The organism is Leifsonia poae (assembly GCF_027921845.1).
GTDB classification, from domain to species: domain Bacteria; phylum Actinomycetota; class Actinomycetes; order Actinomycetales; family Microbacteriaceae; genus Leifsonia; species Leifsonia poae.
The window spans coordinates 142,151-157,954 of the sequence record NZ_BSEN01000012.1 but is presented as its reverse complement, the minus strand read 5'-3'; the positions used below and the strand labels follow the sequence as shown (position 1 = coordinate 157,954).

19 protein-coding genes are annotated in these 15,804 nt (G+C 70.0%); 17 read left to right on the top strand and 2 right to left on the bottom strand.

The window, feature by feature from the left end:
• The first annotated feature begins 44 nt into the window (after window positions 1-44).
• The 16 genes from PKE84_RS12790 to PKE84_RS12715 all read left to right on the top strand — a co-directional run bounded on the left by PKE84_RS12790 (window position 45) and on the right by PKE84_RS12715 (window position 13,966).
• Window positions 45-878 (top strand): flagellin N-terminal helical domain-containing protein, encoded by an 834-nt coding sequence (locus PKE84_RS12790; RefSeq protein WP_271177635.1) that lies wholly within the window; start codon window positions 45-47, stop codon window positions 876-878.
• Window positions 879-971: 93 nt separating this feature from the next.
• Complete coding sequence (gene fliD, locus PKE84_RS12785) at window positions 972-2,354, top strand: flagellar filament capping protein FliD (RefSeq protein WP_271177634.1); 1,383 nt, start codon at window positions 972-974, stop codon at window positions 2,352-2,354.
• Entirely contained in the window at window positions 2,351-2,884 is a 534-nt protein-coding gene (gene fliS / locus PKE84_RS12780; RefSeq protein WP_271177633.1) for a flagellar export chaperone FliS, read from the top strand. Before fliD ends, fliS begins: the two co-directional genes overlap by 4 nt.
• Window positions 2,871-3,197, top strand: coding sequence for a hypothetical protein (locus tag PKE84_RS12775; RefSeq protein ID WP_271177632.1), 327 nt, complete (start codon window positions 2,871-2,873; stop codon window positions 3,195-3,197). Before fliS ends, PKE84_RS12775 begins: the two co-directional genes overlap by 14 nt.
• Window positions 3,198-3,760: 563 nt before the next feature.
• Window positions 3,761-4,102, top strand: a complete 342-nt coding sequence (locus PKE84_RS12770) for a flagellar basal body rod protein FlgB (protein ID WP_271177679.1) — start codon at window positions 3,761-3,763, stop codon at window positions 4,100-4,102.
• On the top strand, window positions 4,102-4,494 hold the full coding sequence (locus PKE84_RS12765) for a flagellar basal body rod protein FlgC (protein WP_271177631.1): 393 nt from the start codon (window positions 4,102-4,104) through the stop codon (window positions 4,492-4,494). Before PKE84_RS12770 ends, PKE84_RS12765 begins: the two co-directional genes overlap by 1 nt.
• Window positions 4,494-4,817 carry a flagellar hook-basal body complex protein FliE gene (gene fliE, locus PKE84_RS12760; protein ID WP_271177630.1) on the top strand — a complete coding sequence of 108 codons (324 nt, stop codon included), beginning with the start codon at window positions 4,494-4,496 and terminating at the stop codon, window positions 4,815-4,817. Before PKE84_RS12765 ends, fliE begins: the two co-directional genes overlap by 1 nt.
• Entirely contained in the window at window positions 4,817-6,415 is a 1,599-nt protein-coding gene (gene fliF / locus PKE84_RS12755) for a flagellar basal-body MS-ring/collar protein FliF (protein WP_271177629.1), read from the top strand. The genes fliE and fliF overlap by 1 nt, the downstream gene beginning before the upstream one ends.
• On the top strand, window positions 6,412-7,431 hold the full coding sequence (gene fliG, locus PKE84_RS12750) for a flagellar motor switch protein FliG (RefSeq protein ID WP_271177628.1): 1,020 nt from the start codon (window positions 6,412-6,414) through the stop codon (window positions 7,429-7,431). Before fliF ends, fliG begins: the two co-directional genes overlap by 4 nt.
• Window positions 7,421-8,026, top strand: coding sequence for a FliH/SctL family protein (locus tag PKE84_RS12745; protein WP_271177627.1), 606 nt, complete (start codon window positions 7,421-7,423; stop codon window positions 8,024-8,026). The genes fliG and PKE84_RS12745 overlap by 11 nt, the downstream gene beginning before the upstream one ends.
• Window positions 8,023-9,366 carry a FliI/YscN family ATPase gene (locus tag PKE84_RS12740; protein ID WP_271177626.1) on the top strand — a complete coding sequence of 448 codons (1,344 nt, stop codon included), beginning with the start codon at window positions 8,023-8,025 and terminating at the stop codon, window positions 9,364-9,366. The genes PKE84_RS12745 and PKE84_RS12740 overlap by 4 nt, the downstream gene beginning before the upstream one ends.
• Window positions 9,366-9,800, top strand: coding sequence for a hypothetical protein (locus PKE84_RS12735; protein ID WP_271177625.1), 435 nt, complete (start codon window positions 9,366-9,368; stop codon window positions 9,798-9,800). The genes PKE84_RS12740 and PKE84_RS12735 overlap by 1 nt, the downstream gene beginning before the upstream one ends.
• Window positions 9,797-10,636 carry a C40 family peptidase gene (locus PKE84_RS12730; RefSeq protein WP_271177624.1) on the top strand — a complete coding sequence of 280 codons (840 nt, stop codon included), beginning with the start codon at window positions 9,797-9,799 and terminating at the stop codon, window positions 10,634-10,636. Before PKE84_RS12735 ends, PKE84_RS12730 begins: the two co-directional genes overlap by 4 nt.
• The gene (locus PKE84_RS12725; RefSeq protein WP_271177623.1) at window positions 10,633-12,192 is read left to right on the top strand and encodes a flagellar hook-length control protein FliK; all 1,560 of its coding nucleotides are present in this window, start codon (window positions 10,633-10,635) and stop codon (window positions 12,190-12,192) included. Before PKE84_RS12730 ends, PKE84_RS12725 begins: the two co-directional genes overlap by 4 nt.
• Before the next feature lie 29 nt (window positions 12,193-12,221).
• A complete protein-coding gene (locus tag PKE84_RS12720; protein WP_271177622.1) occupies window positions 12,222-12,722 on the top strand; it encodes a flagellar hook assembly protein FlgD in 501 nt (166 codons plus the stop codon).
• A gap of 71 nt (window positions 12,723-12,793) precedes the next feature.
• Entirely contained in the window at window positions 12,794-13,966 is a 1,173-nt protein-coding gene (locus PKE84_RS12715) for a flagellar hook protein FlgE (RefSeq protein WP_271177621.1), read from the top strand.
• A 133-nt stretch (window positions 13,967-14,099) separates the two neighbouring features.
• On the opposite strand, the gene PKE84_RS12710 is transcribed toward PKE84_RS12715, so the two are convergent.
• Window positions 14,100-14,375 carry a hypothetical protein gene (locus PKE84_RS12710; protein WP_271177620.1) on the bottom strand — a complete coding sequence of 92 codons (276 nt, stop codon included), beginning with the start codon at window positions 14,373-14,375 and terminating at the stop codon, window positions 14,100-14,102.
• Window positions 14,376-14,474: 99 nt separating this feature from the next.
• On the opposite strand from PKE84_RS12710, the gene PKE84_RS12705 reads away from it, so the two are divergent.
• Entirely contained in the window at window positions 14,475-14,861 is a 387-nt protein-coding gene (locus tag PKE84_RS12705) for a DUF805 domain-containing protein (protein ID WP_271177619.1), read from the top strand.
• A 67-nt stretch (window positions 14,862-14,928) separates the two neighbouring features.
• Here the strand turns inward: PKE84_RS12705 and PKE84_RS12700 are convergent, their stop codons facing one another.
• Window positions 14,929-15,786: a helix-turn-helix transcriptional regulator gene (locus PKE84_RS12700; RefSeq protein ID WP_271177618.1), complete on the bottom strand. Its 858-nt coding sequence runs from the start codon at window positions 15,784-15,786 to the stop codon at window positions 14,929-14,931.
• Window positions 15,787-15,804 lie beyond the last annotated feature (18 nt).

Sequence of the window (15,804 nt, the reverse complement as noted above, 5' to 3'; positions counted from 1 at the left end):
CGGATGGGCGTCGCAACAGCCCACATCATGGAGGAAAAGTAATCATGGGTATGCAGATCAACACCAACATCGCGGCCAACAACGCCTACCGCAACCTGAACAACACCCAGAGCGACCTCTCGAAGTCGCTCGAGAAGCTGTCCAGCGGCCTCCGCATCAACCGTGCGGCGGACGACGCGGCCGGTCTGGCCATCTCGGAGGGCCTGAAGTCGCAGGTCGGCGGTCTGACCGTCGCAGCTCGCAACGCTCAGGACGGCATCAGCGTCGTGCAGACCGCTGAAGGTCAGCTCACCGAGGTCCACTCGATCCTGCAGCGCGTGCGCGACCTGGCTGTCCAGGCCGGCAACGACTCGAACAATGCCGACTCGCGCGCCGCCATCAAGACCGAGGTCGACCAGCTCACGAAGGAGCTCACCCGCATCTCGGGTGACGCGAACTTCAACGGCATCAACCTGCTCGACGGCTCCAACGCCAAGCTGACCTTCCAGGTGGGCGCGGGCTCCGTTGCCGCCAACGACCAGATCGACGTCGACCTCACGGGTGCCAACGTCGCGACGGTCGCGACCGCTGTCGGCGCGCTCACGTTCGACTCCGCGGCCAACGCGCTGACCTCGATCGCTGCTCTGGACACCCAGATCACCAGCGTCTCGACCGCGCGCGCCAACCTCGGTGCCGTCCAGAACCGCTTCGAGAGCACCATCCGCAGCCTCAACGTCTCCAAGGAGAACCTGTCGGCTGCTTCGTCGCGTATCACCGACACCGACATGGCGGAGGAGATGGTGAAGTACACCCGCTCCAACATCCTGTCGCAGGCGGGTACCGCAATGCTCGCTCAGGCCAACCAGTCCGGCCAGGGCGTCCTGCAGCTGCTCCGCTAGTAGCAGGCAGGCGGCCGGGGCGCGCACCCCAAACGCGTCCCGGCCGCCCACCATCCACCCGCACCACCGCAGTCTCGAGGGAGGGACCACCGCATGGGAATGGCCGTCGACGGACTCATCAGCGGACTCGACACGACGTCGCTGATCAACAGCCTGATGCAGGCGGAGGCGATTCCGCAGACCCTGCTGAAGAACAAGGTCACCGACTCCACCACCTACATCACCGCGATGCAGGCCCTCAACACCAAGGTCGCCGCCCTCGCCACCGCCGCGACTGCCGCGTCGAAGCCGGCCGGCGTCGACCTCCACACCGCGACGAGCAGCTCCACCAGTGTCACCGCGACCGCCGGTCCCGGCGCCACGGACGGGACGCTGGACTTCACGGTCGACAAGCTCGCCCAGTCGCAGGTGTCCGTCACCGGACCGCTCACGCAGTGGCCGGACCAGCCTCCTGTGCTCACCTTCGTCGCCGCCGACGGCACCGTGAAGCAGGTGACCGCGTCGAGCTCATCGCTCGCCGATGTCGCCGCCGCGATCAACAAGGCGGGCGTCGGTGTCAGCGCCACCCGCGTCTCCGCCGGGCTCGACCCGTCAGGGCAGCCGCTCTACCGGCTGCAGCTGAGCTCGACCAAGACCGGCGCCGCCGGCTCCTTCACCGCCTACCGCGGGACCCCGGCCGATGTCACCGCCGGCACGGCCACCGACCTGCTCAGCGAGCCGGGTGCCGCCCAGGTGCGAGCCGCTCAGGACGCCCAGGTCACCCTGTGGGCGGGAACCGGCGCCGCGCAGACCGTCACCTCGGCCACCAACACGTTCTCCGACCTGCTCCCCGGTGTCTCGATGACCGTGAGCGCCGCCTCGACGACGCCCGTCAGCCTCACCGTCGCGCGCAACGACAGCGCCATCTCGGATGTCGCCAACTCGCTCGTCACGAGTCTCAACGACATCTTCTCCTTCGTGACCTCGAAGACGGCGGTCTCCACATCGACGGACTCCGCCGGAGGAACCGTCGTCACCGCGGGCGCCTTCACCGGCGACTCGACGGTGCGCGACGCCAATCAGAAACTCCTCTCGGCCGCCTCGCTGCCGATCGACGGCATCTCGCCGTCGACGTACGGCATCAGCATCACCCGCGACGGCACGATCGAGTTCGACAAGGACAAGTTCGGCGCCGCGCTCGCCGCGGACCCCGAGAAGGTCAAGGCTGCGGTGCAGACGATCGCCGGCCGGGTCGCGGATGCCGCGAACCAGATCAGCGACAAGTACGACGGCACGGTCACGACGAAGATCGCCGGTGAGACGAAGACGGTCAAGGGACTCAACGACCAGATCACCGACTGGGATACGCGCCTGGCGGACCGCCGCGCGACCCTGGAGAAGACGTATGCCAACCTCGAAGTCCAGCTCCAGCAGCTGCAGTCGCAGTCCTCGTGGCTGACCGGACAGCTCGCCGGCCTCTCCTCGAGTTCGTCGTGACGCTGGTGAGCGGCGCGGCCGCGAAGCTCAACGCGTACAACCGGGATTCGGTGCTCTCCGCATCGCCGGTGCGCCTCCTCACGATGCTGTACGACCGCCTGGTGCTCGATCTGACCCGCGGCGAGACCGCGCTGACTGAGCAGAACTGGCCGGTCGCCTGGGACAACCTGCGCCACGCCGACCAGATCGTCGCCGAACTGGCGTCGTCGCTGAAGGTCGACGTCTGGGACGGGGCCGATGGCCTCCTGCAGCTCTACACCTACGTCGCCGACCTGATCGTCACCGCGAACATCGACCGCGACGCGGAGAAGGTGCGCGAGGCGATCTCGCTCATCGAGCCGTTGCGCGACACCTGGCACGAGGCCGCGGCTCTGCTGCCGGCCGATGGAGTCGCTGCCGCTGCCGCTGCCGCTGCCGCTGCCGCTGCCGCCGCCGGATCCGCAGGATCGACCGGGATCGGCGCAGCCCGTGCCGGCTGGCCGGCGACCTCGTCGGAGACAGGGGAGGGACGCGACCTTGGCATCGCCTGACGCACAGCTCGAGTACACCGACGAGGAACCCGTGCACGTGCGCGACTGGCACGATGCGCTCGGCCGAGTCGAGGAGGACCTGCAGCGCGCCGTCGCGCAGATCGATCCCGTTCCGTGGCGCCCGCCGATCGCCCTCGGGCCGATCCCGCCGGAGCTCGTGGAACGGGCGGCACGCCTGCTCGAGGCGCAACTGCACACCATCCGGTACCTGGAGGATGTGCGTCAGACGACGGCCAAACATCTGGCCGCCGTGCGCTCGGTGCCCCCGGCGGAATCCAGTGCGCACCCGGTGTACTTCGACCTCATCGGCTAGCCGCCGGGCTCCGGCCGCTCCGCTCCACCCGCGTTCCCACTTCTTCTCGCCACCGTGCGCCGGAGCGCATATGTCGTCGATCGTGCGGTTCGGCGACGCCGTCGCGCCTCGAAGTGCGATAACGCGCGACCCGGGCCGGATGGCGTCCTCTTCGCTGCTCGGATGAGCACGCTTCCCCACAGGCCGTCACCCTGTGGATAACGTTGGGGACAACTGGTGGATGACGACCTCCGAGATGTGGAGGACACGCGCGGGATACAGTTCTGCATTCGGGAGTGTCGGTCTGAAAACACCTTCTGAACAGCATATTTGCTGCGTGAGACCGACCTTCGAATGCCTGTTCGAAATTACCGCGGTGTAATTCCACACGTGTGAAGAGCTGTGGATGACTCTGTGGGGAAATGAGCTTTTCTGCGCCCTCGAGCGGCCGTCGCGAAGCAGTTTTCCGCAACCTCCTAACGCATACCCTCGCCCTGCCGATAGCACTGAGTGAGCACGGATCGCTCGATGAACTGGCCATGGATCGGCCGTCCACCACAGACGACTACCGATGGGGTGTCCCCGTGCTCGAATCCGTGACCAGCGCGGCCTTGGCCAGCGCTCTCGACGGTCTCGCCGCGCGTCAGCGCGCGATCGCCAACAACATCGCCAATGTGAACACCCCCGGCTACACGGCCGAGCGGGTGTCCTTCGAGGATGCCCTCGCCCAGTCGGTCGCGAACGGTGACGGTCATGTCTCCGCCTCCACGGCGCGCTCGCTCGAGCCGACCAGGCTCGACGGCAACAACGTCAACCTCGACACCGAGACCCTGTCCAATGTGGACACCGTGCTGCGCTTCCAGTTCGCCTCGCAGGCGGCCGGCGGCCAGTTCACGGCGATCCGCGCGGCCCTGAGGACCAGCTGATGACATTCGACGCGATCGGGATCGCGGGCACAGGGCTCACCCTGCACCGCAAGTGGCTGGACGCCATCTCCGACAACCTGGCCAACATCAACACCGCGAAGCCCACCAGCGGCCCGGCGTTCCAGGCGCGGTACATCGAGGCCCAGGAGGGCGAAGGCACATCCGGTGTCTACGTCGCGGGCGCAGCGTACGGGAGCGCCGAGGGCCGCATGGTCTACGAGCCCGACAACCCCGTCGCCGACGAGAAGGGCTACGTGCGCTACCCCGACATCGACCTGTCGTCGCAGATGGGAGCGCTCATCATGGCGCAGCGCGGGTACCAGGCGAACGCAGGCGTCGTCGACCGTGCCAAAGAGACCTACCAGGCCGCCCTCGAGATCGGACGCAACTGATGCCCCCCATCGCCGCCATCGGCAACACCGCAGCCGTCGGAGCCCTCGACCCGGCCAGCGCGCTCAGCGCGACCGCCGCATCCGGCACCGGCGCGACGGGCGGAGCGTCGTTCGGCAACGCCCTCACGGGCGCCGTCGACAACCTGCAGCAGCTGCAGGGCACCTCGGACTCGCTCGCGATCAAGGCCGTCACCGGCGACCTCACCGACATCCACGACGCGACGCTCGCCTCGTCCCGTGCGCAGGTGACCCTCGAGCTGGTCGCCGGCGTGCGTAACAAGGCCGTCGACGCGTTCAACGAGATCATGAGGATGCAGGCCTGATGCCTCAGCAGGTCACGAGCTTCTTCCGGCGGATCGGTGACACGATCCGCGGATTCTCGTTCGCACAGCGCACCATCGCCATCATCGGCGTCGTGGTCGTCGCCCTCGGCATCACGGGCCTGACGATGTGGGCGACACAGCCCCAGTACACGCCCCTGTTCTCCGGCCTCGCCGCCTCGGACGCGTCGAGCATCGTCGACCAGCTGAAGACCGACAACGTGCCCTATCAGCTCACCGACGGCGGCGGCACGATCCTCGTGCCGCAGGAGAAGGTCTACGACGAACGCCTGAAGGCCGCATCGGCGGGGCTGCCGTCGTCGAACACGGGCGGCTACTCCCTGCTCGACAAGATGGGCGTCACGTCGTCGGAGTTCCAGCAGTCGGTCACCTACAAGCGTGCGATGGAAGGCGAGCTCGGCTCGACCATCGGCGCCATGAAGGGGGTCAAGGCCGCCTCGGTGCGTCTCGCCATCCCGCAGGACACCGTGTTCGTGTCGGAGAAGAAGGACCCGACGGCGTCCGTATTCGTCGAGACCCAGAACGGCGTCACCCTCTCGGGCGATCAGGTGCAGGCGATCGTCCACCTCACCAGCGCGGCGATCACCGGCATGCAGCCGACCGACGTCGCTGTGATCGACTCCTCGGGAACCGTGCTCAGCGCGGTCGGCACCGGAGCGACCGGGGGAGCGGACAAGCAGGCGAGCGACTACGAGACGCGGGTTCGCGGGGCCGTGCAGGACATGCTCGACAAGGTCGTCGGACCGGGCAATGCGACCGTCGTCGTCGCGGCCGACCTCAGCAATGAGACCGCGCAGCGCAACACCGAGTCGTACACCAGCCCGACGAATGCTCCATCGCTCAGCGAGTCGAACACCAAAGAGACCTACACCGGCACCGGCGGGTCCGCGGCCGGCGTGCTCGGTCCCGACAACATCGCTGTCCCCAACGGGACCGGAAACGGCAACGGCTCGTTCAACTCCGAGTCGACGACCAAGGACAACGCGGTCGACAAGGTGACGGAGACGCGCACGATCCCGGCCGGCTCGATCAACCGCCAGACCGTGTCGGTCGCGCTGAACAAGGACGCCGTGAGCGGCGTCAGCTCGGCCGAGATCACCAACCTGGTCAACGCGGCCGCCGGTATCAACACCGCGCGCGGCGACTCGGTGAGCGTCGAGATGGTCAACTTCAGCAAGGCGGGCGCCACCGAGGCGGCGAAGGCTCTGCAGCAGGCGAAGGACGCCGCCACCGCCGACCAGCTGAACGGGATCATCCGCACCTCGATCATCGCGGCGTCGATCCTCGCAGCGGCGATCATCGTCTTCGCGCTCTTCCGCCGTGGCCGTCGGCGCGCGGCCGAACAGGCCGAACTGGAGGCGGATGCCGACACGATCGCGCTCGAGGCCGCACCGTTCCCGATCGCGCTCGAACCGGCAGCGCCCACGATCCCGATGCAGCTCGACCCCCTGCCCGATCCGTCGGGCCCGGAGATGGAGGCCGACCGCCGCCGTGCCGAGATCGAGGCGCTGGCCGAACGCGACCCGCAGAAGACCGCTGAGTTCCTGCGCAGCCTGATGGATGATCGGGCGGGCGTATGAACGACCTCAAGACCCCGCTGACCGGCGCTCAGAAGGCGGCGGTCGTGCTGATGAACATGGATCAGCAGCGCGCGGCGCAGGTGATGAAGCAGTTCTCCGAGGAAGAAGCCGACGAGATCACCGCCGAGATCCTGCGGCTGCGGCGGGTCGACCCCGCCGTCGCCGAGAAGGCGCTGAGCGAGTTCCACGACATCACCGTGCGCGGCGGCATGTCGACGCGCGGCGGCCGTGACATCGCGGTCGGTCTGCTCGAAGCGTCGTTCGGCGCCGAGAAGGCCACAGGGGTACTGAACCGCGTCGCCTCGACCATGGCGGGCAAGCAGTTCGAGTTCCTCGACGTCGTGGAGCCCGGTCAGATCCAGATGCTGCTCGCCGGCGAACTGCCGCAGACGATCGCCCTCGTGCTCGCCCACCTGCGGGCCGATCACGCTTCCCGGGTGCTGGGCGGCCTCGACGAGGAGACCCGCACCGAGGTCGCGCACGCGATCGCGACGATGGGAAGCGCGAGTCCGGATGCCGTCCGCGTCGTCGCCGACACTCTGAAGCAGCGGGCGAGCGCCGTTGTGGGGTCCCGCGAGGCGTCGGACGTCGTCGGCGGTGTCCAGCCTCTCGTCGAGATCATCAACCGCGCCGACGCCAGCACCGAGAAGGCGCTGCTCGAGGCCCTCGAGCGTCGCAACCCGGAGCTCGCCGAAGAGGTCCGCTCGCGCATGCTCACGTTCGCCGACATCGTCAAGCTCGAAGCGCGCGACGTGCAGCAGGTGCTGCGCGGAGTCGACGCGTCGGTGCTCGCCGTCGCGATGAAGGGCAGCTCCGAGCAGGTCACCGAGATCATCACCTCGAACCTCTCCGAGCGCAACCGGGAGATCCTGGAAGACGAGATCCGGGTGCTCGGACCAGTGCGGATGTCGCAGATCGAGGACGCCCGCGCCGAGATCGTCCGCGCGATCCGCGACCTCGAGGCCGAGGGCGTGATCACCGTGCAGCGCACGGAGGACGACGCGTATGTCGAGTGAGACCGTGTTCTCGCCCGTCCCGATCCCGGTGCTCGCGGAGTCGGCGGTCCAGCACGCCGCCGCGGCGTCGGCACGGTCACGCGGATACGCCGCCGGTTACGCCGACGGCCTGAGGCGTGCCGCGGCCGAACAGGCCGTGTGGATGGCGGAGGCCGACACGGAACGGGCAGCGGAGAGCGATGCGGCGGCCCAGCGGGTCGCGCAGCTCGTCGCCGCACTGAGGTCGGCCGCCGTCGAACTGCGCGAGTGCAGCCTGCCCGTCGTCGACGATGCCGAGGGGGCGCTGGTGGAGGCCGCCTTCAGCCTCGCGGAAGCGGTCGTCGGCGACGCGCTCGCCGACCGGCTCTCCGCCGCGCGGGCCGCGGTGCGTCGCGCACTCGGCGACGAGTCGCGTGGCAGCGTGAGCGTCGTCCGGCTCAACGCCGCGGATCTCGCGGTCCTGCAGGCGTGCGGCGATGCCGCTCTCGAGGAGTCGATCCGTTTCGTGGCCGACCCGGGGCTGGCTCCCGGCGACGCGATCGGCGAGCTTCCCGACGGCTGGCTGGATGCGCGCATCCGGTCGGCACTGGACCGCGCGAGGGAGGTGCTCTCGTGACGGGGTCCGCGGTGCTCGCACGGCGGTGGGACGCTGCTTTGCGTGCCGCCGCCCCCGAGCGTGTCGGACGGGTGGCCAGCATCGTCGGCCTCGGCGCGGAGATCAGCGGAATCGACGCGGCGATCGGCGACGTGGTGACCATCGGGGAGCATCCGGTGGTGCACGCCGAGGTCGTCGCGACGACGCAGGACCGCATCCGGTGCATGCCGTTCGGACGCCTCACCGGCATCGCGGCCGGCGCCCCGGCCCGTGCCTCGCGCGCCCCCATGCTCGTGCCGACGGGCCACGGGATGCTCGGCCGCGTGATCGACGCGCTGGGCCGGCCGGTCGACGGCAAGGGTCCGATCGAGCCCGACGGCTATGTCTCCCTCGATCACCGCGCACCCGAGGCCATGCGCCGCGCGCGGATCGACACGCCGCTCGGGCTCGGTGTGCGCGCGCTGGACACCCTTGTGACGGTCGGGCGCGGCCAGCGCCTCGGCCTGTTCGCCGGCTCTGGCGTCGGCAAGTCGTCCCTCCTGTCGATGATCGCGCGCGGGACCGAGGCCGAGGTCTCGGTCATCGCCCTGGTGGGGGAGCGCGGACGCGAGGTGCGGGAGTTCCTCGAGGACGACCTCGGCGCCGAGGGGCTCGCTCGCTCGATCGTGGTCGTCGCGACCTCGGACGAGCCGGCGATCATGCGCCTGCGCGCCGCCTTCGTGGCCACTCGCATCGCGGAGTCGTTCCGCGACGAGGGTTCGCATGTGATGCTCATGATGGACTCGCTGACGCGCGTCGCTATGGCGCAGCGCGAGATCGGCCTCTCGGTGGGGGAGCCGCCGGCCACCCGCGGTTACCCGCCCTCGACGTTCTCCCTTCTCGCGCAGCTCCTCGAGCGTGCGGGGACCGGCGAGGTCGGGTCGATCACCGGCATGTACACGGTGCTCGTCGACGGCGACGACCACAACGAGCCCATCGCGGATGCGGCCCGGTCGATCCTCGACGGGCACGTGGTGATGGACCGCCGGCTGGCCGTCGTCGGGCACTTCCCGTCGATCGACGTTCTGGGCTCGATCTCGCGCCTCGCGTCGCGGGTGACCACACCGGAGCAGCGCGCCGCGGCGGTGGGCCTCCGCAGCATCCTGGCCGCCAAGGTGGCGGCGCAGGACCTCCTCGACGTCGGCGCCTACAAGCCCGGCAGCAACCCTCGCGTGGACGCGGCGGTCGCCAACGAGACGGCGATCAACGCCTTCCTGCGCCAGAACCTGGGCGAGCCGGCGACGGCCGCCGATGCGTGGCGGCAACTCGACGGTCTCACCGGTCTGCTCGCTCAGACCGCGCCGACCATGGGAGGTGTGTGATGGCACGAGCGTTTCAGCTGGCCGGCCTGCTCCGGCTGCGCCAGATCGAGAAGGAGCACGCGGCGAGCGACCTCGCCGCGGCCAACGCGCTGCGACGGGATGCGGGCGCCCAGCAGGCGCGCGCGATCGCGGCCCTGCACAACGTCTCGCTCGAGACCACCGACGCGGCCTCGCTGTTCGCCGTCGCGGCGGCGCGAGCCTCGAGCCGCAGCATGCTGGCCGACCTCGCGGCTCTCACCGAGCGCGCCGAACGGGACGCCGCGGAGGCGCAGGTCGCGTTCACCGCGGCGAAGGCCCGCTCGGTCGGGCTCGAGAAGCTCGAAGGCCGCCACCGCGCTGAGCTCGTGGCGCACGACCTCACGGTCGAGCAGGCCGCCCTCGACGAAGCAGCGACCGGCGCCTGGGTGCGCGAACGGGAAGGAAGCGAAGGATGACGATCACGGATGCGCTGAGCAGGATCGCGCAGATCCAGTCGACGCTCGTGCAGCTCGACAACCCGACGTTCACGTCGGGGACGTCGTCGACCGCTTCGAGCTCGTCGACGGGAACGGACTTCGCGAATGCGCTCTCGCAGGCGCTCGGCACCGGATCGACGTCCGGCACGGGCGCGACGACCGGCACGTCCGACGCGAGCGCCCTGCTCGGCGGAGGAACGGTGACCGGAGCCGACGTGGTCGCGGACGCCAAGAAGTACCTCGGGGTGCCCTACGTCTTCGGCGGGACCACGTCGAGCGGTCTGGACTGCTCGGGGCTCGTGCAGCGCGTCTACAAAGACCTCGGCATCGACGTCCCACGACTCGTCTCGGGCCAGGCGAAGCTCGGCACGGAGGTGCCGTCGCTGGCGCAGGCCCAGCCAGGCGATCTCATCGTGACCGGAGGCGGGGAGCACATCCTGATCTACGCGGGCGACCACAAGGTGATCCACGCGCCGCGCGAGGGCAAGAACGTGAGCCTCGTCGAGGCCTATATGGACGACTCGGAGATCGACACGATCCGGCGCGTGGTGCCGCAGGCTTCGACGGCGACCGCCTCGACGGCGGCTTCCAGCTCGGCGTCGGCGGCGTCCATGGCGTCGGCGATGTCCGCGCTGAGCCTGCTCGGGTCGAGCGGGCTCGGGTCGTCGGATCTCGCAGCGAGCCTGCTCGGGTCCAGTGGTCTCGGGTCCAGTGGTCTCGGGTCCAGCGCCGCGGGGTCGAGCAGTTCGTCGGCCGACCAGGCCGCCATGCTGCGGTCCCTCTTCTCATCACTGCTGTCCGGAGGATCCCTGTGAGCCCGACCATCGCGCCCAGCGCTCCTGCGGCGGCCCCTGCCGCCCCAAGCGGATCGACGTCGCGCTCGAACCCGTCGAACGGTTCGGCGTTCGATCAGTTCCTCAAGGGCGCGACCGAACCGGCGTCGTCGGGCGCGGACAAGCGCAAGCCCTCGGCGAAGGACACGCATCGCGATCCGGCGGCCGACACGACCGGTCCGGTTTCGACGGCTCCCCATCAGCGCGCCGCCCACGATGCGGCCGGCACCACGGCGGAGGCCGCTCCGGCGACGGATGCCCAGGGCGGGTCGTCGAGCGCGACCGCCGGGGCCGCGGCCCCCGATGCTACGGGCCAGGCCACGCAGGCGGGAGCGACCGTCTCGACTACGCAGCAGCCGGCGTCGCTCGCCGTGCCGGGCGCCGCAACCGGCGTGGCCGCCACCCTCGGTGTGGTCGGAACGGCCGGCGCACCGGATGGGAGCGCATCAGCGTCGCCTGCGGGAGTCACGCCGACGGCCGCGACCGCCACGTCGGCCGCCGCGGTCGCGACCTCCGAGACCACCGAGGCCTCCCAGATCGCCGGCACGACCCCGGGAGCCGGTGCCGCCGCTGCCGCGGAGGACACGGCCGCGCTCGGTGCCACGCCTCCGGTGCGTCCTTCCGGCCGCCCGGCCGCCTCGACCGGGTCCGCGACCACGCCCGCGTCGACGGGCTCGAGCGCGACCGCCGCTGCGACCTCCGCAGACCTGACCGCGACGGCCACCGTCGCCGCGACCGAGCAGGACCCGGCAACGGCGAGCGGTCGCGCATCCTCGACGCCGACGTCGCCCGGTCAGCAGCCCGCGGCCGCGGCGTCGTCATCCGCACCCACCGCCCCCACACCCGCCACCTCGATGTCCACCCCGGCATCCCCCGCCCCCACCCCCTCCGCCCTCGGTGCCGACGGATCTAAGGGTCCAGACACGCCGTCTCGTGGGGCAGCGGCCGGCGTGTCCGGACCCCTCGATTCGAGCGCGAGCGCGACGGCGAGCGCGACGGCGAGCGCGAGCGCGACGGCGGGTGCGAGCGGGGTGACGCAGGCCGCGCCGACCGCCCCCGCGTCCGGCGCGGCGACCACGGCCGCCCCGTCGACCTCGTCGAGTGCGACCGCCCAGCTTCCGGCGCAGCTCGCGCGTCCCATCTTCACGCTCGCGTCCGCCGGACGTGGCGACCACGTCATGACCGTGCACGTCACGCCCGACCTCCTCGGTCCGGTCACCGTGCGCGCGCATGTCGGTGCCGAGGGAGTCCGGGTCGAGCTGTTCGCCCCGACGGACGCCGGCCGCGACGCACTGCGCTCGATCCTCTCCGACCTCCGCAAGGACCTGTCCGGGGCCGGGCTGAGCGGAACGCTCGACCTCTCGTCGCAGAACCAGCCGTCATCGCAGAGCGACGAGCAGCGCGGCTGGAACGCCCAGGGCACCCCGCGTGACGATCGCGCGGCCGCGCCCCGCGCATCCGGATCGGCGGTCGCGGCCGAGCACGACCCTGGGGTCCGTTCCGACGGACTCGCCCACACCATCGACCTCATCGCCTGAAACGCACGACCGAACAGAAGGGAGCCACCGTGGCCGTCGATTCCGTCACCGGAACAACCGACCCCGCCGCTACCGGCGGCATCTACACCACCCTGCCCACCCGGCAGCCCAAGCAGTCCCTCGACGGCGAGGCGTTCATGCAGCTTCTCGTGACGCAGTTGCGGAACCAGGACCCGAGCTCCCCGATGGACACGAACCAGATGATCGGGCAGACCACGCAGCTGGCGATGATGGAGAAGCTCACGAGCATGGACTCCACCAACACCGAGAACTTCGCGCTGCAGATGCGCATGGCCGCGACCAACCTGGTCGGCCATACGGTCGAGTACCTCGACTCCAACGGCGACAGCCAGACGGGCCTCGCATCGTCGGTGTCGTTCGCCGGCTCGGTGCCGGTCGTCACCATCGGCGACAAGAAGATCCCGCTCGACTCGATCTCCGGGGTGGTCTCGCCGACCGCACCGGCAACGCCCACCACACCGGCAACGCCTACCACGCCGTCGACGACCGACCCGTCGACCACCACCTAGCCGCCCGGCACCGAGCCGCCCGGCATCCCTCCAGCAGACCTCACACCCCTCTCCTCACGAAAGGCAGCATCATGCTCCGCTCTCTCTACTCCGGCATCTCCGGCCTCCGTTCGCACCAGACCATGCTCGACGTCACCGGCAACAACATCGCCAACGTCAACACCACCGCCTTCAAGTCGGGGGCCGTGCAGTTCCAGGACACGCTCTCGCAGCTCGTCCAGGGCGCCGGCGGCCCGCAGGCGCAGACCGGTGGAACCAACCCCGCGCAGATCGGCCTCGGCGTGCTCGTCGCGGGCATCTCGACCAACTTCACCCAGGGCGCCGCTCAGGCCACGGGCCGCGCGACCGACATCATGATCAACGGCGACGGCTTCTTCGTGGTGAACGTGGGCGGCCAGACCCAGTACACGCGTGCCGGCTCATTCGACCCGGATGCCGACGGCCGTCTCGTCGGCCCGGGCGGTGCGATCCTGCAGGGCTGGAACGCCGTCAACGGCGTCGTGCAGCAGGGCGGGGCGCTCGGCGACGTGACCATCCCGCTCAAGGCGGTCGCCCCGGCCTCCGCGACGACGGGCGCCAGCGTCTCGGGCAACCTGCCATCCGGTGCGGCCGTCGGCGACCAGCTCGTGCGCGACGTCAAGGTCTACGACGCCAACGGCGCGGCCCGCGACCTCACGCTGACCTTCACCAAGAGCGCAACGGGCTGGGATGTCGCGGGCTCCGACGCGAACGGCGCGACCGCCACCGGCGCACTCGCCTTCACCAACGGCGTGCTGACCAGCGGCGGAACGCTCGCGATCGGCGGCGTGAACGTCGACCTCTCGACCGTCACCGGCTATGCGGACCTGACCACGGTCGCCTTCAAGGACCAGAACGGCAAGCAGGCGGGAACGCTCCAGTCGTTCACCCTCTCGAAGGACGGCACGCTGATCGGCCTGTTCTCGAACGGCGACAAGCAGGCCGTCGGCCGCATCGCGCTGGCGACCTTCGTCAACCCCGGCGGTCTCGAGAAGGCCGGCGGCTCGACCTACCGCCAGTCGGTGAACTCGGGCAACGCGCAGCTCGGCGGCCCGGGCGAGGGCGGCCTCGGCACCCTGCAGGGCGGCTCGCTCGAGATGTCGAACGTCGACCTCTCGCAGGAGTTCACGAACCTGATCGTCGCGCAGCGCGGCTTCCAGGCGAACGCCCGCATCATCACCACCTCCGACGAGGTGCTGCAGGAGCTCACCAACCTCAAGCGCTAGCCGCCGCGCGGCTCGCCGCCGCTCGCCGCCTGACGCCTGGCGCCGAACGGTGCGAAAAGTCCCTCATTCCCTGCGGATGGGGGACTTTTCGCACCTCTCGCCCGAAGATGCTGCCGAAGTTGTGTCCCGCTGATCAGGCAGCGTGGACGATGCTCGCACGACTGCGCCACGCAGTGACACGCCAGACGGCGGCCGGGACCGTCCCGGCCAGGCTGATCACCGCGAGCCAAAATCCCCAGATGAGCAGATCGTGAACGCCGCTCTCTCCTACGCCCTCATAGCTCGCCGCCTTCACCCACGCTGTGACCAACAACGTCGATGCGAGCAGGAACGTGGCGCCGAGGACGATTCCGAGAAGCAACGTCCAAAAGCCGGGAGTGAAGATGGAGCCATCCTCGGTCTGCTTCATGCGCCTCAAACTAGCTCATCTCCGCCCTGGTTCGCACCCCTCGCCGGTGCCGCCGCACCCCACTAGGCTGAGGCCCACCAGATCGGCAGGAGCAGGCAGATGTCATTCGGCGAAGCGATCCAGACCGTCTTCCGCAAGTATGCGGAGTTCACGGGGCGGGCATCCCGGCCCGAATTCTGGTGGTGGGCGCTCTTCAACCTGCTCGTGACGAGCGCGCTCAATCTGTTCAACGTCATCCAGATCGGTGACAACGCCTACCTCGGATCGCTGCTCTCCGGCCTCTGGAGCATCGGCGTGCTGCTTCCGAACCTGGCGGTGGCCGTGCGGCGCCTGCGCGACGCCGGGTACGGCTGGGGACACATCTTCTGGCTCCTGGTGCCGATCGCCGGCATCATCGTGCTCATCATCTTCTGGGCGCAGCCGTCGAAGCAGCCGGTCGGCGTGCCGTCCACGCCACCGCCTCCGCCGGCGCCCGCCGCCGCGTAACCGGCGCTCACGCGTCGCCCCGGGCCCGATCGTGCGATACCGCACCACCGGCTGCGCCGGCGTCGCGTTATGGCACGACCCGCGAGGGCGCGCCGGCCCGCGCCGCGGGCAGCGTCGCCGACGCGAGCAGCTGCAGCAGCCGCTCCGACTCCGTGCCGGGATGCGCGTGGTAGACCACCATCACGAGACCGTCCGCCGCCGCGAGCACCAGCTTCTCGCGGTACAGCTCCATGCGCCCCACTTGCGGATGGTTCACCGCCGTCATCGAGCCCTCGATGCGCCGGATGTCGTGCCGCGCCCACAACCGGCGGAAGCGGTCGCTGCGCAACGACAGCTCGCCGATGAGCGACACCAGGCGCGGGTCGTCGAGCTGCCCGGCCGCGCGGGCGCGCAGGGCGGCGACGACCCCCTCCGTCCCCTTCTCCCAGTCCTCGAAGAACTCCTGCTCGACGGGGTCGAGGAACGTCGAACGCAGCCGGTTGCCGCCCGGCACGATCGTCGGGATCAGTGCGGTCGCCATCCGGTTGACGGCGAGCACGTCGGTGTACTTGCCCTCGACGAAGGCAGGCATGTCGATCGCGTCCAGCATCACCAGGATGCCCTCGGGCACCCGCTCGGCTCGCCGGCGTCGTGCGCGCGGCGGCTTGGGGTTCGCGAGCTCGAACAGATACGCCGACGCCTCCGGATTCAGCTGCAGCACCCGCGCGATGGCGTCGAGCACCTGGGTGGACGGATGGCTGTCGCGGCCCTGCTCGAGCCGCAGGTAGTAGTCGGAGCTGATGCCGGCGAGCATCGCGACCTCTTCGCGGCGCAGTCCGGGAACCCGCCGGTGGCCGGCGCCGGAGACCTCCAGGCCGACGTCGGCCGGCTGCACCAGCTCGCGGCGGGCGCGCAGGTACTCACCGAGGGCATTGTTCGTCTCCACGAGAATATTCTGCGCCCG